This window comes from Brucella ciceri (genome assembly GCF_041930145.1).
Lineage (GTDB): Bacteria > Pseudomonadota > Alphaproteobacteria > Rhizobiales > Rhizobiaceae > Brucella > Brucella intermedia.
Window position 1 is genome coordinate 272641 of the sequence record NZ_JBHEEV010000002.1, and the last position, 23396, is coordinate 296036.

Genomic DNA, 23396 nt, shown 5'->3' on the forward strand with positions numbered 1-23396 from the left:
TATGCCATGGCGGCACGGGCAAGTCACCCCGCTTCGCGATTGTGAGCGAGACAGAATGTTCAGGGAATGTTGTGCAGCCACTGCTCGGTCGAGAATTTCTCGACCACGAGCTTTTCCGCAGCCGCGTATTCCTCCGACGTTATCGTGCTGCTGACGCCGCCATTGAGCGACATGAAGGTTTCCTTCATGCGCTTGATGACTTCCTCGCGCGGCAGGCCCGTCTGGCTGCGCACCGGATCGACGCGCTTGACGGCGCTTGCTGTGCCCTTGTCGCTCAGCTTCTCACGCCCGATGCGCAGCACCTTCACCATCTTCTCGGCGTCCATGTCGTAGGCCATGGTTACATGGTGAAGGACCGTTCCCTTGGAAAAGCGCTTCTGCGCAGCACCACCGATCTTGCCTTTGGAGCTCGAAATATCGTTGAGTGGCTTGTAGAAAGCGTCGATGCCAAGCGAATTGAGCGCTTTCAGCACCCAATCGTCCAGAAATGCATAGGAATCAGCAAAGCTCATATCACGCACGAGTTCGCCCGGCGCATAGAGCGAATAGGTGATGGTGCTGCCAGGTTCCACGAACATGGCCCCGCCGCCAGTCACGCGGCGGACGGTCTCGACGCCGAATTCGCGTGTCGCTTCCATATCGACTTCGTTGCGCACCGACTGGAACGCGCCGATGATGATGGCGGGGCGCTCCCATTCCCAGAAGCGGAGTGTAGGCGCGCGACGCCCCGCGGCGACTTCCTGTGCCAGAACTTCATCCAATGCGAGATGCATGGCGGGCGAAACCGCAGGCATTTCAACGATCTGCCACTCGAAATCCCGCCATGTGCGCGCAACGCCCAGTGCTCGCCTGACGGCAATCGCCACCGCTTCGGGGCTGAAACCCAGCATCATGGCATCCGGGCGGAGGCCCGCCCTCACCGCGTCTGCGATCTGCTCCGACGATGCATCGACTGAAAGGCCCTCGAGGGCATTGCAGATGTCCTGCAGCGCCTCGTCCGGCTCAAGGAAGAAATCTCCCGCAACCTGCACATCGCTCAGGCGTCCGTCGCGGACATCCAGATCGACAACGACAAGTTTTCCACCGTGGACTTTATATTCGCCATGCATGCGGGCAGCCTCCGAAGAGTGAAGGTGAGGTTTCACTCTCATTTCATGAAACCTGCGGGAAAGGAAGCTCGTTCGGAGCAAAAGAGCAGGACTATATTCCAGCTTCAGATGGCGCGGAACGTTGAACAAGCGATGTCTGGCGCGCCTCTTTCGTTTTGTGGCCGACATAAAACCCGACGGCGATCATGCCCGCCAGAACGACGATGATAGATGTGAAACGAAAAGGCAGTCGGTGCATTTCAGAACCTCATTCTTGCCGCAGCAAACCAGAGCGGAAAATGTTTGTCGACCCCGCCTCATGGAATTCTTAACCACCCGGCAAAATTCCCATTGGACACAGCACATTCATCCTCTGTTCAAGATACCGGAACTAAAGCATATTTCACCGATATCAGAGGGACACATCATGATACCTGCACTCAAGACGACCATTGCTTCAATATGCCTTGGCGGCCTGGTAACCGTCCTCGCTCCGCTCGTTGCACCGGCATCGGCAGCACAGCTCCAGCGTTGCGCAAGCGAGAACGGAATTTGCCAGCTGCCCTATCCGGCCGAAGTGGTTTACGGCACTGGCGGACGGAATACCTCGCGCTTCATCGACCGCCCGCAGGTCAACTGCTCCAACCGGGTTTTCGGCGATCCCGCGCCGGGCCAGAAGAAGAGCTGCTCCTTCGTCGTTCAGGATCGCTGGGACAGGCCAGACCGTCCGGGCCGCCCTGATCGCCGCGATCGTCCGGGCCGGTATGACCCGTATGACCGCTACGATGATCGTGACCGTGACCGTGACTGGAGCCGTTGCGCGAAGGAAGGCGGTTTCTGTGATTTTTACGGACGCAAGCGCGTCCGCTACGGCGCTGAGGGCCGGTTCACGGAAGGCGTCTTCCGGAATGGCGTTCGCTGCGACAATCGCGCCTTCGGCGATCCGGCACGCGGCAAGGCCAAGGCCTGCTACATTCTCGACTAAGAACCCAGCCATGAGCATCCAAAAGCCCGGAACGAACAGTCCGGGCTTTTTTAGTTAAAGCAGAATCTCGACTATACCTTTAACTTATTGTTTCTTATGCCGTTCTTCAATTCTATAGCGTAATATAAAAAGGCGGCGACCGGTCAGGTCGCCGCCCCTGTCGCTAGAAACATGGACTGGAGGTCATCATAGTTCTACGACAATGCTTGTGCCGTTGTCGGCACTATCAGCCAGCCTGTCAGAACGAGCGCTGGAAACGGATCTTGCCCTGCCAGGCGTCCTTGCCATCCATGCTGGTGTTCTTGTCCTGCCACTTGGTGTAGGAAACTTCAGGCGTAATGGTGAAGCCCGGAACCAGCTGGTAGGCGACGTTGGCGGTTGCGGCGAAGGTTTCACTGTCGTCGTAAGCGGCCTGTACGTTGAAGGTCGCCTTGCTGGTCGCCTTGAACGCTGCACCGCCCCAGACTGCCCAGTCACCGCCCCACGTGCCGTAGAACGAGTCGACGATACGGACGCGATAACCACCCGACGTGCCGTAATGATCGTCGTTGGACTTATAGGCGCCCTGCAGCCAGACCGAGAACTGATCGGTGATGTTGACATCGCCGCGGACCTTTCCGGCCCATTCCTCATTGCGGGCGTCATAGGCTACGACGCCTGCGATCTTGCCCCAGCTCTGCTCGTATTTGAGACCGCCAACCACATGCGGCATGTAGTCCTTGATGGTGACGTCCACGTTGGAGTCGGAATTGCCGCCTTCTTCGAGCGAGACGATGGCCGAGAAGCCGTTTCCGCCCTTGAAGGTGTAGCTGATGAGGTTGGTGCGATAACCGCCAGCGAGGATCACGTCGTCGCTGATGACGTTGCCCAGATAGCCGGTGAAGGTAACGAAAGCCGATTCATCCAGACCGACACGCAGGCCGCCAAGCTGGATATAGGCATAACGCAGCGAGGTGCTGGTGGAGCCGCCATTGTAGTTGTCGGCCTTGCCGTTTCCGTCGCCGTTCCAGTCATAGCGCAGTTCGCTATAGGTCTTGAGCGTGCCGAGTTCCGTTTCGGAAGCGGTGGAGAAACGCAGGCTGACGCGGGCCAGCTTGTTCCAAGTGTCGCGCTCCAGCTGTGCCGGGGTGCGAGCATAGTTGTTGTCGCCGCCGCTTGCATCATAGCGAACATAGCCATGAATGCGCAGGCAGGTTTCCGTTCCCGGAATGTAGAAATAGCCAGCGCCGTATGCATCGCATACGCGGACATATTCGACTGCTTCGGGTTCAGGCGCCACGATTGCATCGGCTGCCTGCGCGCCGGAAATCGCTACGAGCGATGCAGCCGAACCAAGAAGAATTTTTCTGATAGTCATAAAATGCGTCTCCAGTGGAAGATTTAGACGCCACCGCTATATTTATTCACTAGAATTTGATCAATGTTTATTCGATGTAAGTTTTGTGAATTATTTATATGTGATATAAAAACTACTTCATATAATATTATATATACTTCATCTATTCAAAAATAGAAAAAATAATTCTCTTCATCGCCGCAACATGCAACGAATCCACCATTCCAGCGATTTTGTTAGTCTGCCCCTTAATGCCCGTCCGATCCGCTCAACAAGCGGTCGCCCTCGCCTAACCGGCGACGGTGAAGGTTTTATAACAGCATGAAGAAATATACGTCGTAACGCCGAAAATGGCCGTTGTTGCGCCCATGCGCGAAAACCGCGACTCGTCAATTCAACTGTCAAAAATGTTGATTCGTCATTGCGGACCTGACGAAGTGATTTTCCTCGGTCATTCTCCCCTCCGATAAAGAAAACAAACGGAACAGGGACAATGCAATGGTCTTATTCTCTATTGTCATAGGCGTTCTGACGTCTGCGGTGGTGATTGCAGCGTGCATTATGCTTTGGAGATATGAACGTCCCTGAGACCGATGAAGTTTGACGCGCTGCGCCGCCCTTTCGACAGAAAACTCACGTAAGCCCGACAGAAAATTCACACGATCTTCACAAACGCAGGGTCATGCTCCGGAAAACTGAGCAAGAATTGGTACTGTCGTGTTTTCTGATACCGTGAACAATTATTGGCGTGACACCTTTCGTGGGGAAGGCGTCGTGTTTGAAGACAAACACTTTTCGATCGCCACCACGCCGGCGCTCGAGATCGAAGCCGATGGCGCCATTCTTGAGATGGCGGATAAAACGCTGGTCGTTCTGCGCGAAGCGCTGGCCAGGCAGTTGCTTTCGGACACCCCGTCAAGCGCACCGGAATTTCACCGCCGCCTTGATAGGGCTGGCATAAAGTGCCACGGGGCAGACCACCTGTTCTATTTTCCCGAGGCGGAGCTGAAAAACATCGCCGAAATGGATGTTTCTCCCGATATACGTCTGCTTACGGAAGAAGACGCCGCACTCTTCAACGCATTCTGCGATAAGGCTACCGAGGCTGATCTCGACGCCGCGTCTGTGGAACTTGATCACTGGCTCGTCGCTGGCGCATTCGAGAACGGCGAGCTTGTCAGCGCTGCAAGCATGTATCCATGGGATGACACGAAACTCGCGGATACGGGCGTGCTGACCTTGCCTCATGCAAGAGGCAAGGGATATGCATCCAGACTGTTCCGTGGGATTAGCCATTTTGCGATCGAGCGGGGCTTTGAACCGCAGTATCGCTGCCAACTCGACAATTTGCCGTCCGTTACGCTCGCCAAAACCTGCGGCCTCGTAGAGTTCGGCAAATGGGATGTCATCCTGTCGCGATAGACCATCGGCGCCCGTTTCCGATAAACTCGCAATCGATCAAGCCGGATTTTCCGGCTTCTTTCGTGCGCGCTCACGGCAGCTGCGGCGAGCCGGATCATTCGGCGTGGGAGTAAGGGGTCGTTTGCGGGAGGGGGCGGAATCCGACGCTAAGGCTTTGGCCAACGATATTCTCCGGTGAGATTGATGTGCTCCCATCCCAGCGGCGAGACATGGGCCAGCAGATTTTCGGGAAGATCGACACGTTGCAGGTATTCCAACCGGTCGAGCAGACGGTTGGCCGACGAAGAGTTCGAGCCAGGCTCGAACTGACGCAGCCACACGAAGCGGGTCACCCGATCGTCAGCCGTTTCTTCGAGCAATGCCAGTAACTGTTCCCGGATCGGTATGAGCAAGCGACGCGGCGTCCGGGTTCCTTTTTCAAAATCAGACGATGTTCAAGACGCTTTGTTTGTGAAGCTGGTTGAGATACGTTTCCAGTGAACAAACCATCCGCGACCGATGCGCCGCCTCAAACCACCGTTTGTGAAACAGGGAATACCACGCAATGAATCAACGTGACCCAGATGAGAACGGGTGGCTTAGCTCTTCTCAAGCGTGGATCGACAGAATGCCAGATGCGGGCGATTTCGCGCGCGAATTCATTCTCGACAAGCCGATGCTGGAACGATCCGAATTGTCGGGCGCGGCAAAAATGTTGGATATCGGCTGTGGCGAAGGGCGGTTTTGCCGTATGGCAAAGAAGATCGGTATCGATGCTGTCGGAATTGATCCAATCGAACCGTTTATTGAAAGAGCACGAAACCGTGATCCAGCTGGTAAATATCTCAACGCTTTTGCCGAAAAATTGCCTTTCGATGATGAAGAGTTCGACCTCGCAGTATTCTACCTAAGCCTTATCGACATTGACGACATGCACACGGCGGTTCGAGAAGCCACTCGCATTCTCAAACCCGGTGGAAGAATTCTGATCGCAAACCTGACAAGTTTCTTCACTTCCAATGGCACAATTGGGTGGATCAAAGGCGAAGACGGTCGTGCGTACCATCCTCTTGGAAACTATTTTAGTGAACAGGCAGAGTGGTTTGAATGGGATGGCTTGCGAGTGCGAAACTGGCATCGCCCCATGAGCACTTACATGTCTGTATTGCTTGGTGAAGGCCTGAAACTGACGTTCTTCGATGAACCGAAACCATCCAGCGGTCCCCAAGACAGGGTGCAAAGATATCTCACGACGCCATTCACCATGATCATGGAATGGCGAAAATGTTGATCGCTATGAGCGCATTTCCAAAAGCTGACGGGTCGCAGTCGCTAGACCTGCAACACGATGCCCTGAGCGCCGCCGGCGTCGAACAGGACAAAATCTATGAAGATCGCGCTTCTGGCAGCACGTGCGGGCGATGTGCTGGTTGTCTGGAAGCTCGACCGCCTCGGGCGCTCGCTCGCCCATCTGGTCAACACTGTGAAGGATCTGTCTGATCGCAATATCGGTTTGCGGGTGCTGCCCATCTCCGATCTCTGCAAGGAACTCGGGATCGAGCGCGTCACTCTCTATCGATATGTCGGACCGAAGGGCGAACTCAGGGACTACGGGAAGCGCGTTCTCAGCTTAGCGTAGGATTTCGCCCCCTCCCGCAAACGACCCCAGTAAGAAAATGGTGGGCGTGACAGGGATTGAACCTGTGACCCCTCCCGTGTGAAGGGAGTGCTCTCCCGCTGAGCTACACGCCCGATGAGCAGTGCTCAATCAAGGTGGTGCGGATATACTGGCCTGCGCCTGCATAAGTCAAGCGTCTGGTGTGCCACTTCCCAAAGAGATTTTATCTTCTCCCGTCTGTCCCGAGCGACAAACAAAAACGGCAACCATTCTGCAATGGTTGCCGTTCTGTCTTGAATGGCAAAGGATTTCAGAGCGCTGCCAGACGCGAACCCGCAGTCTTGTCGAATGCCTTCTGCAAGCCGGAATCACGGTCATAGACGTCGCCATAATAGCGAATCTGGCCGCTCGCATCCGGCCATGCCGTGAAGTAGGAGATATAGACAGGAACCGGCTCCTTCACCTTGATGCCGCGTTCGTTCTTGCCGAAATACTTGTCCAGATCCTGCACGGTTGTTCCCATGACGGCAGCGGCCATGTCGCGCGGGCGTTCCAGTCGGATGCAGCCGTGGCTGAGCGCCCGCATGTCGCGGCTGAAATAGGACTTGGCCGGAGTGTCGTGCATGTAGATGTCATGCGAATTGGGAAACAGAATCTTCAGTTCGCCCAGCGCATTGTCGAGGCTCGGCTTCTGCCGAATGCCGACATGGGCCTTGCCTGCGGCAACCGCGCTCCAGTTGACGGCGCTGGCCGAAACCTTCTTGCCGTCCGCATAAACCTCATAGCCGTTGCGGTCGAGATAGCTCGTGTCCCGCATGACCTTCGGCAGCATCTCGTTCAGGATGATGGAGCGCGGCACGCCCCATGACGGATTGAAAACGACCGTCTGCACCTTGTTGTAGAAGAAATAGGTCTGGTGGCTCGGAGAGCCGATGACCACATTCATGGCCAGCTTTTCTTTTCCATCCTCGAAATATTCCGCACGGTAAGCCGGCTGATTGACCATCACGTAGCGCGTGCCGAAATCATGCGGGAGCCAGCGCAGGCGTTCCATGGAATAAAGGATACGGTCGCGCTTGATGGAGGACTGCTCGCCCTGAAGGGCAGAAAGCGTATTGCGGCCAATGACGCCATCCGGCGTGCTGCCGGAAAGCTTCTGGTAGTCCTTGATGGCCGCAACCAGCTCCGGATCGTAAACGTCGCCGTTGGCATGGGCGTCCAGCACCTGCCTGTGCTCTGCCAGATAGCTGGCGGGCGCATGTCTCGAAATGAGGGCGACGACCTTGCCAAGCTGCGGGTTGGCATCGCCGGGCTTGATGACGCCATTCAGCGAGATGCGGATCGGTTCGGCAGAGGGCGGCTCGGTATTCGCCAGTTCGCGCTTCAAGGCCACATATTGCTCGTTGTTCGGCTGGAAGCCATGCAGATAGGCAGCCGGATCGCTTTCCGACGCCAGTTTTTCGAGAACGGCTTTCGGATCGACGCGATCGCGCGGCAGGTCGTGGAAACCGCTGAGGCGGTCGGCGATCACCCGCCCCTCGCCTGCGTCGATGGCATAGCGCAGAGCGCGTGCCGACATGCGGATTTCAAATTCTGCAAGTTTCTGCTGGCGCTCGGCTTGGGCGGAAGCATCGAAAGTATCAGCGGGAATCGTGACCGCATATTCGTCGGGATTGAGCCCGTCTTCATCGGCACGGGCAAAGAAAGCAGCGACGTCCTTGGCGCGGTCCAGCGCCTTGTCATCGGCCGACCACATGAAGCTGCGCTTGTTGGAATAATAATCAACGATAGCCTGCGCTATCTCTTTCTCCGCCTTGACGTTGACGGACTTCAGATAGTCCACCGCTGCATCGAATGCACGCTGCCCCGGGGTTTCCTCATGTATCTTCGGGCGGATCGGCGACATGCCCGATGTCAACGGATCGACCGTGGCAGGTTCAGTGGCCGCCGTGACGCCCATGTCGAGCGCGCTGAAATCGACATTGACCAGAGCATCGGGCTTGTAATCGTAAATCTGCGGGCCCTTCACCGTCACGCGCTGGGCTGGCGGAACGCTGCGCGCGGCCGTGTTCGGCGTGGAAGGACGCGGAGCCGCGACTGCTTTTGGCGTCGCAGCTTTTGGAAGCTCCGGCTGGGGTGCAATCTGTGGCGCCTGCTGCTGGCGGCGCTGCTGAAAAAGCTCCAATAACGAATTCGCGGCTTCAGCCTGCGCCGTGGGGAGAAACACCGAAGCTGCCAAAGCCAGCGCCGCTGCGCGACGGATAGTTAGTCCGCGCCCAGCGCTGCTCTTCTCATCTGTCTGCGAGTGTCTGGGAAACTGCATTTCAAACCGCCCAAATTGATGCGTTCGCTGAACAAGCGAATCCGTCCGAATCTCGCACGTAGAATTTACCAATCTCGTATAGAAACTTTTAACGCTAATGCTTCGGGAAGCAATTTCGCGTTCCACACCTATCACAATTGTTTGAGGCACCTTCTTGGGAGACCGACCCGGATTGCCCTGATGAACAAAGTGACGCAGTGGCATCCATCCCGCATCGCGCTAAAAGCCCCTCAGACTTTGGTTCCGGAGCTGTCTTCGGGGCTTCGATCAACCTATCGCGCGAGCCGGAACGGTGACCATTTCCGGCTGGCGCAGCTGGCAAGCAAGCGAGGTACCGCGATGGCAGAAGCAAGCGCCGCCGATCTTTTCCCTCTTGGCGAAGACGACACCCCTTACCGCAAGCTGACTTCGGATCATGTTTCTGTCGATACGTTCAAGGGACAGGAAATCCTGACGGTTGACCCGGAAGGGCTTCGCCTGCTTTCGGAAGCGGCTTTTGCCGATATCAACCATCTGCTGCGCCCCGGCCATCTTCAGCAGCTTGCCAGGATTCTCGAAGACCCGGAAGCGACCGACAACGACCGGTTCGTTGCCTACGACCTCCTGAAAAACGCCAACATCGCCGCTGGCGGCGTGCTGCCCATGTGTCAGGACACCGGCACGGCCATCATCATGGGCAAGAAGGGCCGCCGCGTCTGGACTGAAGGCGGCGATGCCGATGCGCTGGGCGCAGGCGTTCTCGACGCCTACAACAAGAAGAACCTGCGTTATTCGCAGCTGGCACCCCTGTCGATGTTCGAGGAAAAGAACACCAAGAACAACCTGCCCGCGCAGATCGATATCTATGAAGAAGGCGAAGACGCCTACAAATTCCTTTTCGTCGCCAAGGGCGGCGGTTCGGCGAACAAGACGTTTCTCTATCAGGGAACGCCATCGCTCCTCACCCATGACCGCATGATCGATTTCCTCAAGGACAAGATCCTGAGCCTCGGCACAGCCGCCTGCCCGCCTTACCATCTGGCGATCGTCATCGGCGGCACTTCCGCCGAGATGAACCTGAAGACGGTCAAGCTCGCCTCGACGCGCTATCTGGACAGCCTGCCCACCAAGGGTTCGGAAACCGGGCACGCCTTCCGTGATCTCGAAATGGAAGCTGAAATCCACAAGCTCACGCAGTCGCTCGGTGTCGGCGCACAATTCGGCGGCAAATATTTCTGCCATGACGTGCGCGTCATTCGCCTGCCTCGCCACGGCGCTTCGCTGCCGATCGGCATTGGCGTTTCCTGCTCTGCGGATCGTCAGGCCAAGGGCAAGATCACCAAAGACGGCATCTTTCTGGAAAAGCTGGAAACCAATCCGGCCAAGTACATGCCGGACATTGACGAGGAAAAACTGTCGTCGCATGTGGTCAAAATCGACCTCAATCAGCCGATGCAGGACATTCTCAAGGAATTGTCGAAGCACCCGGTCAAGACGCGCCTGTCACTCTCCGGACCGATCATCGTGGCGCGCGATCTGGCCCATGCCAAGATTCGCGAGCGGCTTGAAAACGGCGAAGCCATGCCGGATTATTTCAAGAACCACCCGATCTATTATGCAGGCCCGGCCAAGACCCCTGCCGGGTACGCCTCCGGCTCATTCGGCCCGACCACGGCTGGCCGCATGGATTCCTATGTGGACCAGTTCCAATCCTTCGGCGGTTCGATGGTGATGCTCGCCAAGGGCAACCGTTCGCGCCAGGTGCGCGAAGCCTGCGGCCAGCACGGCGGCTTCTATCTGGGTTCCATCGGTGGCCCGGCTGCCCGTCTGGCGCAGGATTGCATCAAGAAGGTCGAGGTCGTCGAATATCCGGAACTCGGCATGGAAGCGATCTGGCGCATCGAAGTGGAAGATTTCCCGGCCTTCATCGTCATCGATGACAAGGGCAACGATTTCTTCAAGGAGCTCAATCTGGGCTAGGCAGTTCAAGCAAGAGACAGAAAACAAGGGCGGCGTGAGCCGCCCTTTTCGTTTCAGGCGTTGGCCCCACCGTCGACGGTGAGCGAGGCTCCCGACACGAAGCGTCCTTCGGAGCTGGCAAGCCAGGCGACCAGACTTGCAATATCGTCGGGCGAACCAAAGCTGCCGGTAGCGATGCGTTCGCGCTGCTGCTCCGCATGGTCGCCTGCTGCCGGATTCATGTCGGTATCGGTCGAGCCGGGGTGAACGACATTGACCGTGACGCCTTGGGGGCCGAGATCGCGCGCCAGACCTTTCGTCAGACCGATCAGCGCCGCCTTGCTTGCCGCATAAAGGCTGATGCCCGGCCAAGGCACGCTTTCGGCGAGGTTTGAGCCGATAGTGATCACCCGTCCGCCATTACCGAGATGCGGAGCGGCTGCGGAAACGGCGGCAAAGACAGCGCGGAAGTTTACCGCCATTACGTCATCGAAATCCGCAAGCGTGACCTGTTCCAGCGGGGCTGCGTGCCAGATGCCGGCGCTGTTGACCAATATATCCAGACGGCCGAATTCCTTGACGGTATTATCGATGGCCGCTGCAATCTCGCCGGCATCGCGATTGTCGGCCTTCAGCGCCAGCGCCTTGCCGCCATCGGCCAATATCCCGGAGACCACGGTGTCGGCCTTTTCCTTACCATTCACATAAGTGATTACGACTGCTGCCCCATCTTTCGCGAGCCGCCGCGCAATTGCGGCTCCGATGCCACGGCTTCCGCCAGTGACGAAAGCAACCTTCCCGTTCAGAGCTTCTGCTGGCATGTCATTTCCTTTCTGTATCGATTGATAAATAATTGCTGACAGGCTTGCACAGAGCGGTCAAGCGATTTATTTATTGATCGATACAGAAAGGAGGGAGCGTGGCAGACAAAGGACGCCCCCGCAGCTTCGACCGCGAGACAGCGCTGCGTGCTGCAATGCTCAAATTCTGGGAAAAAGGTTTTGATGGCGCGTCGCTGGCCGACCTGACAGCCGCCATGGGCATCAATGCTCCCAGCCTCTATGCAGCTTTCGGCAGCAAGGAAGGGCTCTATCTTGAAGCCCTCACCCTTTATTCCGGTGAAGTCGGGGTAGAAATATGGTCGACGCTGGATAAGACGCCGGAGGTCCGCAGGGCATTCGAGCAGTTTCTCTACGCCACCGTCGACGCTTATTGTCAGGAATCGGTGCCTCGCGGATGCATGATCGCACTGGATGCGCTGCACCGTACGCAGTCAAGCGACAAGGTCTGCACCATGCTGCGCAACTGTCGCCAGGCCAATATCGAAATTTTGAAAAAGCGGCTCGAACGCGGCATTCGCGACGGCGACATAGCCATGTCGGTCAACTGCGAAGCGGTGGCAACCTTTTACGCAACGGTACAGAACGGCATGTCCATTCTTGCGCGCGACGGTGGAACGCGCGCAGACCTTACAGCAGCGGCGCAGGGCGCCATGGCGGCATGGGACAAACTTGTTCCCGGCCAAGCATGATCAGGCGACGAGCCTTAACCCCGGAGCATCATCAAGATAATCCGCCACGATGGACGCTACTTCCGCACTTGCGATGATGCGGCGATGGCCAAGGCCGTCGGCCCAGCGCACCGTGACATGGGAGCCAGCTTTGCCAACCATTTCCGCGCAAATGGCGGGAACTTCCTTATCGTCATGCGCATGAACGACCAGCGTCGGTATCGTCATGCGGCGCAGGAGCACATCGGTATCGAAATCCGTGATCGGACGCGCCGCGATGTAGCGGACCTGCTCCTTCATGGCGTTGCGCGCATCGCGGCCAAGCCCGAGCACTTTGCCGAAACCGTCGAAAACGCCCGCCATCGAGTGCGGAGAGGCAATCGTCACCAGCTTTGCCGGGCGGTGTGACCGGTAGCAACCGACGGAACCCGCCGCCGCATTGATGATGACCGCGCCGCCGAACGAATGGCCTATCATCGCGTCGAACGGGCCGTACTGCCGCCACGCAACATCGACGGCGGCGATTGCCTGTATCATGTTGAGCGTGTGGCCCGCGGATGCACCATGTCCCGGCAGGTCGAGGGAAACGACCCGTTCGCCGCGTGCGACAAGCTCGCGAATGATCGTCATCATGTCGGCAGTGCGCGATCCCCATCCATGGACGACGAGCGAGGTCCTCCCCGCCGGAACCTTCGGCTCGAACAGATAAGTCGCGATCAACCCGCGATCGATAATCAGATCGAGCCGCTTTGCCTGGCCGAGTTCCGTGTTCGCTTGTTGAAGGCGCGCCGCATAGGCCTTCGTCTTCGGCTTGCGGCTTGGCGTCCGACAGAAAATCCTGAATGCCGCGCGGCCCGCCTTCTCGGCATCAATGCGTCCGAGCACACCCAGGCCGAATCGCGTAACCTGCAAAGAGAACGATGTCATGACAGGGCCTCAATTATGTTCAATCCTGAACAAATAATTGTACAAGAATGAACAAAATGCAAGACGAGACTCAAAAACTGCCGTGGGATAATCCCCGCTTCAAGAACTGGATTGCCGTCGCGCGCGCCGGCAAGGCGGTGGAACGCGCCCTCGCCCAAGGGCTGTCGACCTTCGATCTGAAGATCGCGGACCTCGATGTACTGATGAATATCTATCGCCATCCCGGCGAATCCCAGCACGATCTTGCGCGCCGCATTCTTGTCGGGCGTTCAAACATCACCATGCTGCTGCCAAAGCTGGAAAAGCGTGGCTTGCTGGTGCGCGAAGGCGATCCTGCTGACAAGCGTGTGATGCGCCTGACCCTGACCGCCAAGGGCGAAAAGCTGCTGGGACACGCGCTGACGGTCTATACGGAACTGATCGACCGCGTCATGGCGCAGTCGACAGCCGCGCAATGCAACGCGATGGGCGACGTGATGCGCCGCATCTGCGAAATGCTGGAGAAAGAATAGGTCAGCGGTCCCGCTTGAGCCCCTTCCCGGCAAGCTCATCGAGATAGGTTTGCCACAACGTCTCCTTCTCGGAGCCGAGCTTGTGGAGATAGGTCCACGAAAACAGGCCGGTGTCGTGCATGTCGTCGAAAGTTATTCGAACGGCGTAATTGCCGACCGGCTCGACCTTCATGATTTCAACATTGCGCTTGCCGCCAACCGTCACGCGCTGTTCCGGCGAATGGCCCTGCACTTCTGCCGAAGGTGACAGCACACGCAGCAATTCGGCGGTCAGCTCGAATTTCTGGCCATCATCGAATGCCACCGTCAGCAGCCTGCGGTCGTGCGAAACGCGCAATTCGGTCGGCCAGACTTCGCTCATAACCATTCTCCAGCTTGGATATTCGCCAGCTTTGATAGGCCCCGCGTTAAAATATCGCAATAGGCGCGATCATTATTGAAAGAGCTTCGTGCGCGCGAAACTGGACAATGAAGTCCGCAGGTCCTATCTCTAGGGAAACGATGCGGACATTCTTCCGCAGCAAGCGGAAACAACGGCTTATGATACACACAAACCAAGCCCAGCCACTTGTTTCCCCGACTGGACCCATGATCGATCCTTTCGGGCGCGCCGTTACCTATCTTCGCGTTTCGGTTACGGATCGCTGCGATTTCCGCTGCACCTACTGCATGGCGGAACATATGACGTTCCTGCCCAAGAAGGATTTGCTGACGCTCGAGGAACTGGACCGGCTTTGCACCGCCTTCATCGACAAGGGTGTGCGGAAACTGCGACTGACCGGCGGCGAGCCTCTGGTGCGCAAGAACATCATGCACCTGATCCGGCAGCTTTCGCGCCATCTGAAATCAGGTGCGCTGGATGAACTGACCCTCACCACGAACGGATCGCAGCTTTCACGCTTTGCCGACGAACTGGCGGAGTGCGGGATACGCCGTATCAATGTCTCGCTGGATACGCTCGACCCTGAAAAATTCCATCAGATCACCCGTTGGGGCGATCTGCCCCGCGTTCTTGAGGGGATTGAGGCTGCACAGCGTGCGGGTATCCGCGTCAAGATAAACGCGGTCGCACTGAAGGATTTCAACGAACATGAAATTCCTGAACTGATCCGCTGGGCGCATGGCCGCGGCATGGACATGACCCTCATCGAAACAATGCCGATGGGCGAGATCGAGTTCGACCGCACCGACCAGTATCTGCCGCTGTCGCAGGTAAGGGAAGACCTGTCGCGGCAGTTCACGCTATCGGACATCCCGTACCGCACGGGCGGCCCTGCCCGCTACGTCACGATTGCCGAGACAGGCGGGCGGCTTGGTTTCATCACGCCGATGACCCATAATTTCTGCGAAAGCTGCAATCGTGTCCGGCTGACCTGCACCGGGATGCTCTATATGTGCCTCGGCCAGAACGACGATGCGGATCTGCGCAAGGCCCTGCGGGAAAGCGAAAGCGACCTGCTGCTCGGCCAGGCGATTGACGAAGCAATTTCGCGCAAGCCGAAAGGGCACGATTTCATCATCGACCGCGATCATAATCGCCCGGCGGTTGCACGCCACATGAGCCTTACCGGCGGTTGAGCCGCCTATACTTGAAAAGCACAAATCACCCGAAATAATTGTCGCGAGATCGACTTTAAAACGGTATGCAATCCAAGGCTCAGGCCTAAACCGGATTCTGTATCGTGCCGCAATCAGCGAATTTTCGTGCAAGTATTTTCATGCTTCTCGCCATGGGGACCTTCACCATCGGCGATACGATCACAAAATATCTCCTGACCGAGATGAACAGCGGGCAGTATATGCTGGTCCGCGGCATATTCGCGACGGCGCTGATCGGTTTGCTGGCATGGCGCCACGGCGCGTTGCGCAATCTTTCGCTGGAGAGGATGACAATCCTGCGTGTTGTGGGTGAAGTCGTCGCCACGATCACCTATATTTACTCCCTCGGTCATCTCTCACAGGCCTTCTGTTCCGCCGTCTTTCAGGCAACGCCGCTTGTCGTGACGCTCGGAGCGGCGCTCTTCCTGAAGGAAAAAGTGGGCTGGCGTCGCTGGTGCTGTATCCTTGTCGGATTGGTAGGCGTTCTCATCATCATCCGGCCTGGAACGGATGGCGCGGCCAGCCTGGCCGCTGTCGCCGTCCTTCTCGCCAGCGTGTGCTTTGCCGCCACACGAGATATCGCGACACGCCGGGTGCCGGCGCATGTGCCAACTCTCTTTCTGTCGACATTGACCGCAGGCGCGATAACACTGACGGGTGGCGCGCTGACAGTTCCGATGGGCGGATGGCAGCCACTCGGGATGACCGCCGTCGTCGCCATGGCCATTGCCGCCGTTCTGCTTCTCGTTGGTTATCACTTCATCATTCTGGCGATGCGCGAAGGCGAAGTTTCGTTCGTTTCACCGTTTCGCTATTCGAGCCTGCTCTGGGCGATCGGCCTCAGCACTTTGATCTTCGGTGAAGCGCCTGACATATATACGATCATCGGATCGGTTCTGGTGGTCGGAAGCGGCGTCTACATGGTCTATCGCGAAAACGTATTGAAGAAGCGCGAACGCAACAAGAGCACGCTCGCGACGATCCCGACAGGCGTGGAACCGTCATGATTGCAGGGGCCATCATCGCCGGGGGGCTTTCCAGCCGCATGCAGGAAGGTGGCGTTGCGGGCGACAAGTTCCTTCAGCCACTCAACGGCGAGCGCTCGATCATTGCCCATGTCATCACGCGCATCAGCCCGCAGGTCGAAACTCTCGTTGTCAATGCGAACAGCGATGATCCCCGTCTGGCCAATCTCGGCGTACCGATCCTGAAAGACCTGCCTTCAAAACATGGCGGTCCACTTGTCGGCATCCTGTCGGCTTTGATCCATGCGCGGGGGGCTTCCCTTTTACTAACAACGGCAGCCGATACGCCGTTCCTGCCTCGCGATCTCGCCGGACGCCTGCTTTCGCGTCGAAATGAAAGCGGAGCGCGCATCGTTCTCGCCAGTTCCCTTGACCGGGTGCATCCGATTTTCGGCCTGTGGGAAACGGGACTGGCGGATGAACTGTCCGCTTGGCTCTCCGAAACGAACAGGGCGAGCGTGCTTGCGTTCGCTGAGCATATAGGTTTTGAGACCGTCGATTTTCCGCTTGCCTTCGCTGGCGATAGTCCGGAAACATATGATCCGTTCTTCAACATCAATCGGCCCGACGATCTTGTCGCGGCCCGAAAACTGGCTGAGTCGATGGAATGAACCAGAAGCTTTTCGGCATTACCGGCTGGAAAAACTCCGGCAAGACAACAATGACCGAACGCCTGGTGACATGCCTTACCGCCCGCGGATACCGTATCGCCACGATCAAGCATGCCCATCACAATTTCGACATCGACCATGAAGGAACTGATTCCTGGCGGCATCGAAAGGCGGGAGCGGCGGAAGTCGCCATAGTCTCGTCGCAGCGCTACGCGATCATGCATGAGAGCATGGGCGAAGATGAGCCCTCCCTGCGTGAGATTGCCGCCAAACTGGCGCCCTGCGATCTTGTCCTGGTCGAAGGCTATAAGCGCGAAACACACAAGAAAATCGAGCTGCGTCGGCAGGGAAGCCATGACGGGCCCGCGCTTTCTGGCGACGATCCGACCATCGTCGCCATCGCCAGCGACCAGCCCCAACCCGACGAAGCAGTGCCCGTGTTCGACATCAATGATATCGAGAAAATAGCCGATTTTATCGAACGCGAGATGGCGCTTTGAGCAACTCCCTAAATTTTATGGTCAAAATAGCGATTTCCATTATAACGAGACAAAAACATGCAGAAAATGCAGACGAATTCACTCTCAAGAGACACAATTTAATTACACGGACCATCTTGCCAATCGTCTAAAAATGGTGGGAATATCGCCGACAGACCTGATGGTGGAGATGGAAGCGCGAAAAAATATTGCGCATGATCGGCTCAACCATCTATTGGTAGGGATAGGGGGAATCCACTGCCAAACGTGCAATCTAAAGTTACACGGTCGTGAGTGCCCCTTAAGCGGCTGAACCAGAAGAAATAATCAGGGAACCAGCCAAAACAAACGAGAGGACTGAAAATGCGCGTATTGAAGCGTATCGCCACTGCAGCATCGGTCGCAGCACTGGCAATCACAATCGGCAGCATGGCTGCTGGCGTTGCCAATGCAGAAGAACCACTCAAGCTCAAGATCGGCACCGAAGGCGCCTATCCTCCCTTCAACTTCATCAATCCGGACGGCACCCTCTCGGGCTTCGACGTCGATATCGCCAAGGCGCTCTGCGAGGAGATGAAAGCCGAGTGCGAATTCGTTACCCAGGAATGGGACGGCGCTATTCCTGCGCTTCAGGCAGGCAAGTTCGACGCCTTCATCGCATCCATGTCCATCACGGACGAGCGCAAGAAGCAGGTCGACTTCTCCAATAAATATTACAACACGCCTCCCGGCATTGCGGCTCCCAAAGACACCGACATCAAGGGTGTGACCAAGGAAGACCTCGCAGGCAAGACCATCGGCGTGCAGGTTTCCACCACGCACTCCAACTATTCTGAAAAGACCTTCACCGACAGCACGATCAAGGCCTATCCGACGGCGGAAGAATATCGCCTCGATCTCGCCAATGGCCGTCTCGATGCCGTTAACGACGACAGCGTGACGCTGGCCCAGTGGCTGAAGTCCCCAGATGGGGCTTGCTGCAAGATGGTCGGTACGTTCCCGCCAGTTATCGAAATCCATGGTCCGGGCGCTGGCGTGGCCTTCAAGAAGGGCCGCCCCGAACTGGTTGAAAAGTTCAACGCAGCCATCAAGGCCATCCGCGCGAACGGCAAATACAAGGAAGTCAATGACAAGTACTTCGACTTCGATGCTTATGGCGCTGAAAACTAATCCAAATTGATAGACATGCGCCGGTTTGCGTTTTGGCAAACCGGCGCAAAACATTTGTACGGGCATGCCGCACAAGCCTCGCCGGGTTGATGCCCGCAAGGCGATAAAAAACACAGGCAGTTGCCTTCAGGAAAAAGAATAGGCGCATGGAACATTACGCCACTTTGTTGAGTTTCGGCCCGGACGGTTGGGGGGCAAGCATTGCCTGGGGCCTTCTGGTTACCGTCTCGCTGGCCCTCGCAACACTTCCCGTCGGTCTCGCACTTGGATTTCTGGTTGCCGTCGGCAAACAGTCCAGCGAACCCTCGATACGGCTGGCAGCAAACATCTACACGACGATCTTTCGTGGTTTGCCTGAACTTCTGACCCTCTTTCTCGTCTATTTCGGCGCATCGCTGGGACTGCAGCGGCTCTTGAGCCTGTTCGGCGTCGAAGCCAATGTCGAAATCAACGCGTTCGGCGCGGGTATGGTCGCGCTGGGCTTCGTCTTCTCATCCTATTCGAGCGAAGTCTTCCTCTCGGCATTCCGCGCCATCCCGCGCGGGCAATATGAAGGCGGTTATGCCGTCGGCCTGTCGCACTGGCAGACCATGCGCAAGGTCATCCTGCCGCAGCTGATCCGCATCGCCCTGCCCGGTCTGGCCAATCTGTGGCTGGTGCTTCTCAAGGATACATCGCTGGTTTCCGTCATCACCCTGTCGGATATCCTGCGGCAGACTTCCATCGCGGCGCGCGTGACCAAGGAACCGTTTCTGTTCTTCGGCATAGCCTGCCTGCTCTATCTGGTTCTCGCAATCATCTCGTCCTACTTCATCGACCGCATTGCCCGCTGGGCCGATGCAGGCGCCAACCGTTCGCGAGGTGCATGACATGAGTCAGACGGTTTCCAACACGACAGTCCCGGTGATGGCCCCGCCGCCAGTGGTAAAGCAATGGACGCGGATGCGCGTCGCAGGCCACGTCATCGTCGCTTTATGGTTCCTTCTCTTCGCCGGCCTTGCGATCTATCTCTATAACGCATGGCGCGTCGATCTGTTTGAAACCTACGGGCCGCGCTACTGGTCCGGTCTTCTGATCACGCTGAAGCTGGTCGCTGTCTCCATCATCATAGGCGCCCTGCTTTCGCTGCCGATCACGGCCGCGCGCATGTCCAACAATCGATGGCTTCGCGGACTTGCCTTCGGCTATGTCTATTTCTTCCGGGGCACACCACTGCTCGCGCAGACATTCCTTATCTATTACGGTTTTGGCACCTTCCGTCCGTTTCTCGAAAGCATCGGGCTTTGGGTGTTTTTCCGCGACGCGTGGAATTGCGCGATTCTGGCGTTTTCGCTCAATACGGCGGCTTATCAGGCTGAAATCCTGCGCGGCGCCATCCAGAGCGTGGCGCTCGGCCAATGGGAAGGCGCCGCGGCTCTTGGCATTTCAAAGCGTGTGACCTTCTGGAAGGTCATTCTTCCGCAGGCGCTTATCGTGGCGTTGCGCCCTTACGGCAACGAAATCATCCTGATGATCAAGGGATCGGCCATTGTCGCCATCATCACCGTGCTGGACCTGATGGGCGAAACGCGCCGCGCCTATTCGCGGACCTTCGATTTCCAGACCTATCTCTGGGCAGCGGTCATCTATCTGGTGATCGTCGAGTGTCTGCGGCACGTTTGGGATTTTCTCGAACGACGGCTGACACGTCATCTTGTTCGCTAGAGATCACTAAATAGGCATAAGCCAAAATATCGTCCCCGGAAGTCTTGCGACTTTCGGGGACGATCTGTTTAGAATGCATTTTTCGACAGTAATGCAACAGGCTGAGTCATGCTGAAAATCTGGGGTCGTATCAATTCCACGAATGTGAAGAAGGCGCTCTGGATAGCGCGTGAACTTAATCTCGACTATGAGCAGATCGACGTGGGCGGCCAGTTTGGTGGCCTGAAAGACCCCACTTATCTTGCGCGCAATCCGAACGGGCTGATTCCGCTACTGGAAGACGGCGAGACTGTGTTGTGGGAATCCAATACCATCACCCGTTACCTTGCGGCAGTCTATGGCAAGGGAACGTTCTGGATCGAAGACCCGGCCAGGCGCGCGCAGGCTGAAAAGTGGATGGATTGGGCCTCCACCTCCCTCGCCTCCAATTTCAGCGATGTCATCAAGCATCTGATCCGGTTGCCGGAAGCGGAACGCGATCCGGCCATTCTGGAACGCGGTCTTCAGGGGCTGGCTCATTCGATGCAGATTGCCAATGACGGCCTCAAGGACGCCGCCTGGTTTTCGGGCGACAATTTCGGCATTGGTGACATTCCCATCGGTTGCTATGCCTATGCGTGGTTCGAGTTCCCAATTGAGCGCCCCTCTCTCCCACGGCTCGAAGACTGGTATGACCGTTTGAAACAGCGTCCGGCCTATCAGGCGGCCGTTATGACGCCTCTCACCTGATTGCTTACATCTATCCAGAGGAATGAACGAATGACGACACCCGCTAAAGTCGCCTTTCTGGGTTTGGGCGTCATGGGCTATCCCATGGCCGGACATCTCAAGAACAAGGGCGGTCACGACGTCACGGTTTATAACCGCACGACGGCCAAGGCCGAAAAATGGGCAAGGGAATTCGGCGGCAGCTTTGCTGCCACGCCCGCCGAAGCCGTTCGCGATGCGGATTTTGTTTTCGCCTGTGTCGGCAATGACGATGATCTTCGTTCCGTCACCATCGGCCCGGATGGCGCATTCTCGACCATGAGGAAGGATGCGATCTTCATCGACAACACCACGGCCTCCGCGGAGGTTGCCCGCGAACTGGACGCCGAAGCGCAAAAGCGCGGCTTTCACTTCATCGATGCGCCTGTCTCCGGCGGGCAGGCAGGTGCCGAAAACGGTGTGCTGACGGTCATGGTTGGAGCGCCGGAGGCTGTTTTTGAGCGCGCCAGGCCAGTAATCGATGCTTATGCGCGCATGGTCGGCCTCATGGGTCCGGTCGGCTCGGGCCAGCTTGCAAAGATGGTCAACCAGATTTGCATTGCCGGTCTCGTTCAAGGGCTGGCGGAAGGCATCCATTTCGGCAAGAAGGCTGGTCTCGATATCGAAAAGCTGATCTCGGTAATCTCCAAGGGGGCAGCGGGCTCCTGGCAGATGGAGAACCGTTCCGGCACCATGAACCAGGGCAAATATGATTTCGGTTTTGCAGTCGACTGGATGCGCAAGGACCTTGGCATCTGCCTTGAGGAAGCAGACCGCAATGGCGCGCTTCTGCCGGTTACGGCTCTCGTGGACCAGTTTTACAAGGAAGTGCAGAAGATCGGAGGCAACCGCTGGGATACGTCTTCGCTGCTTGCGCGGCTTGAACGGTCCTGAGCCCAAGCGGCATCCAACAAAAAGCCCGGCAACGCCGGGCTTTTTTCGTGTCTTATATGTCGAGCTTAGAACTTGACCTTCGCAGTGAGTGACAGGGCACCAACGAAATCATTTCCGAACTCGCCCTTGGAGCCTGTGGCATTGCGCGTACCACCAATAACGGTATCGTCCAGTTCACCCGAGGAAAGCCAGCCGGCAGCACCCGCCAGACGGACCTCAAACTGATCGTTTGGCTTGTAGTTCGTGCCGAGACCGAAGAGCCAGATGTCTGTCTGTGAAGTCAGGCCCGTGCTGGTGCCACGATCCCAGGTAACGGTCGCAGCAGCCGACCATTGGTCGTTGAACTTGTGACCGACGCCACCGCTAACCGTCCAACCGTCCTGATAGTAAAGGTTCAGGCTGGTGATTTTCGTTCCCTGACGAACGACCCTGCTATCCGCGGAATTAAAGTCCACAGAAGTAATGCTCGACCAGTCGGTCCACTTGACCGAACCGAAAGCAAGCCAGTCTGGAGCGATACCGGTCTGGAACCTGAATTCCACCGACTGAGGTGTAGAAACGTCGCTTTCAACGTTGATCGGTATACCGCGACCTGTCAACCGATCGAGCGCCAGATTGTCGATGGTGCCTTCGAGGTTATATTTGACTTCCGACTGATAAACGAGCGTTGCGCGCATCGCATATTCAGGGATTTCGTAAGCGGCACCAAGACGCCAACCCACCGACTGATCTTCAACATCCAGAGACGCTACGCGGAACGAGCCGCCAAAGGCTGAACCCGGAGGTATCATTCGGGTCTGTTCGCCCTTGAGCTCCTGATAGCTCACGCCACCCAGAATACGAAAATAGCTCTTCTCTCCAGCTGCAAACCGATAGGAGCAGTTTACACCATAATCGTTGGAGGAGATTTTCTGTTCAATCGCGGTGAACATTCGCACGGTATCGACGCCGACATCCGTCTCGATACCCCAAGGCTGGCGATATTGAGCCGCACAAGCAAGATCATTGGTAAGGTCGAACTTCGCCGAAACTTTTGGAACCCAATAGCTCTTCGCTTCATCGACTTCAGTCTCGTAAGGGCGACGGGTAATCGGATTGATACCGCCTGTCGAGGCGCCGACCAAAGAGCCGCCAATATTCTTCAACTTGCGCTGAGGAGCCACAAAAGTGCCGGTCGCCTCGACGGCATTGCCTTGTTCAAAGAGAATATCGAAATCCTGCGAGCCGCGCTCGAAGCCGCCCGCATTGGCAGCGACCGCGCTTCCGAGGAAAGCTGCGACCATCCCTGCCATTTTCACGCGCTGTACACTCATAAATGTCCTCCCACACAGCAACGGTATTAACGTTGACGAAAACGTAAATCAGGAAGGATTCAGCCCGCAAGATGCATTAATTTGGATTAGCGTTATGGAACTTTCAACGCATATGCGGAAAATGGCTAAAACACCGATCATATTGTCGTTTCATTAGTAAAATTAGACCAAGCACATGGCAAAACATGCCTGAATCGGCCAATTTTCGGCCGCTTT

General features: G+C 56.9%; 22 protein-coding genes, 1 tRNA gene and 2 pseudogenes. 16 read left to right on the forward strand and 9 right to left on the reverse strand.

Annotated features, from left to right (window positions below):
• Window positions 1-59 precede the first annotated feature (59 nt).
• Window positions 60-1145: a lipoate-protein ligase LplAB gene (gene lplAB / locus JNC63_RS04475; RefSeq protein ID WP_247882288.1), complete on the reverse strand. Its 1086-nt coding sequence runs from the start codon at window positions 1143-1145 to the stop codon at window positions 60-62.
• A 370-nt stretch (window positions 1146-1515) separates the two neighbouring features.
• Between lplAB and JNC63_RS04480 the strand changes: the two genes are divergently transcribed.
• Window positions 1516-2073: a hypothetical protein gene (locus JNC63_RS04480; protein ID WP_063882577.1), complete on the forward strand. Its 558-nt coding sequence runs from the start codon at window positions 1516-1518 to the stop codon at window positions 2071-2073.
• A gap of 238 nt (window positions 2074-2311) precedes the next feature.
• On the opposite strand, the gene JNC63_RS04485 is transcribed toward JNC63_RS04480, so the two are convergent.
• On the reverse strand, window positions 2312-3430 hold the full coding sequence (locus JNC63_RS04485; protein ID WP_006466749.1) for a porin: 1119 nt from the start codon (window positions 3428-3430) through the stop codon (window positions 2312-2314).
• Window positions 3431-4183: 753 nt separating this feature from the next.
• Here JNC63_RS04485 and JNC63_RS04490 point away from each other — a divergent pair.
• Window positions 4184-4831 carry a GNAT family N-acetyltransferase gene (locus tag JNC63_RS04490; RefSeq protein ID WP_128006089.1) on the forward strand — a complete coding sequence of 216 codons (648 nt, stop codon included), beginning with the start codon at window positions 4184-4186 and terminating at the stop codon, window positions 4829-4831.
• Window positions 4832-4989: 158 nt separating this feature from the next.
• On the opposite strand, the pseudogene JNC63_RS04495 reads toward JNC63_RS04490, so the two are convergent.
• Window positions 4990-5088, reverse strand: a pseudogene (locus JNC63_RS04495) (Tn3 family transposase); the annotation flags it as partial.
• Window positions 5089-5375: 287 nt separating this feature from the next.
• Here JNC63_RS04495 and JNC63_RS04500 point away from each other — a divergent pair.
• Together JNC63_RS04500 and JNC63_RS04505 are read left to right on the forward strand one after the other, a co-directional pair.
• Window positions 5376-6101 carry a class I SAM-dependent methyltransferase gene (locus tag JNC63_RS04500; protein ID WP_063882583.1) on the forward strand — a complete coding sequence of 242 codons (726 nt, stop codon included), beginning with the start codon at window positions 5376-5378 and terminating at the stop codon, window positions 6099-6101.
• Window positions 6095-6449: pseudogene (locus JNC63_RS04505) on the forward strand (recombinase family protein). The gene JNC63_RS04500 and the pseudogene JNC63_RS04505 overlap by 7 nt, the downstream one beginning before the upstream one ends.
• Window positions 6450-6487: 38 nt before the next feature.
• On the opposite strand, the gene JNC63_RS04510 reads toward JNC63_RS04505, so the two are convergent.
• Both JNC63_RS04510 and JNC63_RS04515 read right to left on the reverse strand, forming a co-directional pair.
• Window positions 6488-6562: transfer RNA gene (locus JNC63_RS04510), tRNA-Val, on the reverse strand.
• Window positions 6563-6738: 176 nt separating this feature from the next.
• A complete protein-coding gene (locus JNC63_RS04515; RefSeq protein WP_100651934.1) occupies window positions 6739-8751 on the reverse strand; it encodes a L,D-transpeptidase family protein in 2013 nt (670 codons plus the stop codon).
• Between the two features lie 339 nt (window positions 8752-9090).
• Here JNC63_RS04515 and JNC63_RS04520 point away from each other — a divergent pair, with 339 nt between their 5' ends.
• Entirely contained in the window at window positions 9091-10710 is a 1620-nt protein-coding gene (locus JNC63_RS04520; RefSeq protein WP_025091462.1) for a fumarate hydratase, read from the forward strand.
• A 53-nt stretch (window positions 10711-10763) separates the two neighbouring features.
• Here the strand turns inward: JNC63_RS04520 and JNC63_RS04525 are convergent, their stop codons facing one another.
• Window positions 10764-11510 (reverse strand): SDR family NAD(P)-dependent oxidoreductase, encoded by a 747-nt coding sequence (locus JNC63_RS04525; protein ID WP_063882586.1) that lies wholly within the window; start codon window positions 11508-11510, stop codon window positions 10764-10766.
• 98 nt (window positions 11511-11608) lie between these two features.
• Here JNC63_RS04525 and JNC63_RS04530 point away from each other — a divergent pair, with 98 nt between their 5' ends.
• Window positions 11609-12220, forward strand: a complete 612-nt coding sequence (locus JNC63_RS04530; protein WP_063882588.1) for a TetR/AcrR family transcriptional regulator — start codon at window positions 11609-11611, stop codon at window positions 12218-12220.
• Here JNC63_RS04530 and JNC63_RS04535 read toward each other — a convergent pair whose 3' ends face one another.
• The gene (locus tag JNC63_RS04535; protein WP_063882589.1) at window positions 12221-13126 is read right to left on the reverse strand and encodes an alpha/beta fold hydrolase; all 906 of its coding nucleotides are present in this window, start codon (window positions 13124-13126) and stop codon (window positions 12221-12223) included.
• Window positions 13127-13173: 47 nt separating this feature from the next.
• Here JNC63_RS04535 and JNC63_RS04540 point away from each other — a divergent pair, with 47 nt between their 5' ends.
• The gene (locus JNC63_RS04540; protein WP_006466740.1) at window positions 13174-13638 is read left to right on the forward strand and encodes a MarR family winged helix-turn-helix transcriptional regulator; all 465 of its coding nucleotides are present in this window, start codon (window positions 13174-13176) and stop codon (window positions 13636-13638) included.
• Between the two features lies 1 nt (window position 13639).
• Here JNC63_RS04540 and JNC63_RS04545 read toward each other — a convergent pair whose 3' ends face one another.
• Window positions 13640-13999 carry a gamma-butyrobetaine hydroxylase family protein gene (locus JNC63_RS04545; protein ID WP_022568836.1) on the reverse strand — a complete coding sequence of 120 codons (360 nt, stop codon included), beginning with the start codon at window positions 13997-13999 and terminating at the stop codon, window positions 13640-13642.
• 179 nt (window positions 14000-14178) lie between these two features.
• Between JNC63_RS04545 and moaA the strand changes: the two genes are divergently transcribed.
• From moaA to JNC63_RS04590, 9 genes are all read left to right on the forward strand, one after another.
• Complete coding sequence (moaA, locus tag JNC63_RS04550; RefSeq protein WP_077684254.1) at window positions 14179-15216, forward strand: GTP 3',8-cyclase MoaA; 1038 nt, start codon at window positions 14179-14181, stop codon at window positions 15214-15216.
• Window positions 15217-15356: 140 nt separating this feature from the next.
• Entirely contained in the window at window positions 15357-16244 is an 888-nt protein-coding gene (locus JNC63_RS04555; protein WP_051556945.1) for a DMT family transporter, read from the forward strand.
• Window positions 16241-16873 carry a molybdenum cofactor guanylyltransferase gene (mobA, locus tag JNC63_RS04560; RefSeq protein ID WP_043716438.1) on the forward strand — a complete coding sequence of 211 codons (633 nt, stop codon included), beginning with the start codon at window positions 16241-16243 and terminating at the stop codon, window positions 16871-16873. Before JNC63_RS04555 ends, mobA begins: the two co-directional genes overlap by 4 nt.
• Entirely contained in the window at window positions 16870-17373 is a 504-nt protein-coding gene (gene mobB / locus JNC63_RS04565; protein WP_025091454.1) for a molybdopterin-guanine dinucleotide biosynthesis protein B, read from the forward strand. The genes mobA and mobB overlap by 4 nt, the downstream gene beginning before the upstream one ends.
• Before the next feature lie 342 nt (window positions 17374-17715).
• Window positions 17716-18522, forward strand: a complete 807-nt coding sequence (locus JNC63_RS04570) for an ABC transporter substrate-binding protein (protein WP_006466734.1) — start codon at window positions 17716-17718, stop codon at window positions 18520-18522.
• A gap of 146 nt (window positions 18523-18668) precedes the next feature.
• Window positions 18669-19391: an ABC transporter permease gene (locus JNC63_RS04575; RefSeq protein ID WP_006466733.1), complete on the forward strand. Its 723-nt coding sequence runs from the start codon at window positions 18669-18671 to the stop codon at window positions 19389-19391.
• Window position 19392: 1 nt separating this feature from the next.
• Window positions 19393-20226 (forward strand): ABC transporter permease, encoded by an 834-nt coding sequence (locus JNC63_RS04580; RefSeq protein WP_025091453.1) that lies wholly within the window; start codon window positions 19393-19395, stop codon window positions 20224-20226.
• A gap of 108 nt (window positions 20227-20334) precedes the next feature.
• On the forward strand, window positions 20335-20955 hold the full coding sequence (locus JNC63_RS04585) for a glutathione S-transferase family protein (RefSeq protein ID WP_025091452.1): 621 nt from the start codon (window positions 20335-20337) through the stop codon (window positions 20953-20955).
• Window positions 20956-20985: 30 nt separating this feature from the next.
• Complete coding sequence (locus tag JNC63_RS04590; RefSeq protein ID WP_025091451.1) at window positions 20986-21867, forward strand: NAD(P)-dependent oxidoreductase; 882 nt, start codon at window positions 20986-20988, stop codon at window positions 21865-21867.
• A gap of 65 nt (window positions 21868-21932) precedes the next feature.
• On the opposite strand, the gene JNC63_RS04595 is transcribed toward JNC63_RS04590, so the two are convergent.
• On the reverse strand, window positions 21933-23180 hold the full coding sequence (locus tag JNC63_RS04595; RefSeq protein ID WP_247880618.1) for an OmpP1/FadL family transporter: 1248 nt from the start codon (window positions 23178-23180) through the stop codon (window positions 21933-21935).
• Window positions 23181-23396: the final 216 nt, after the last annotated feature.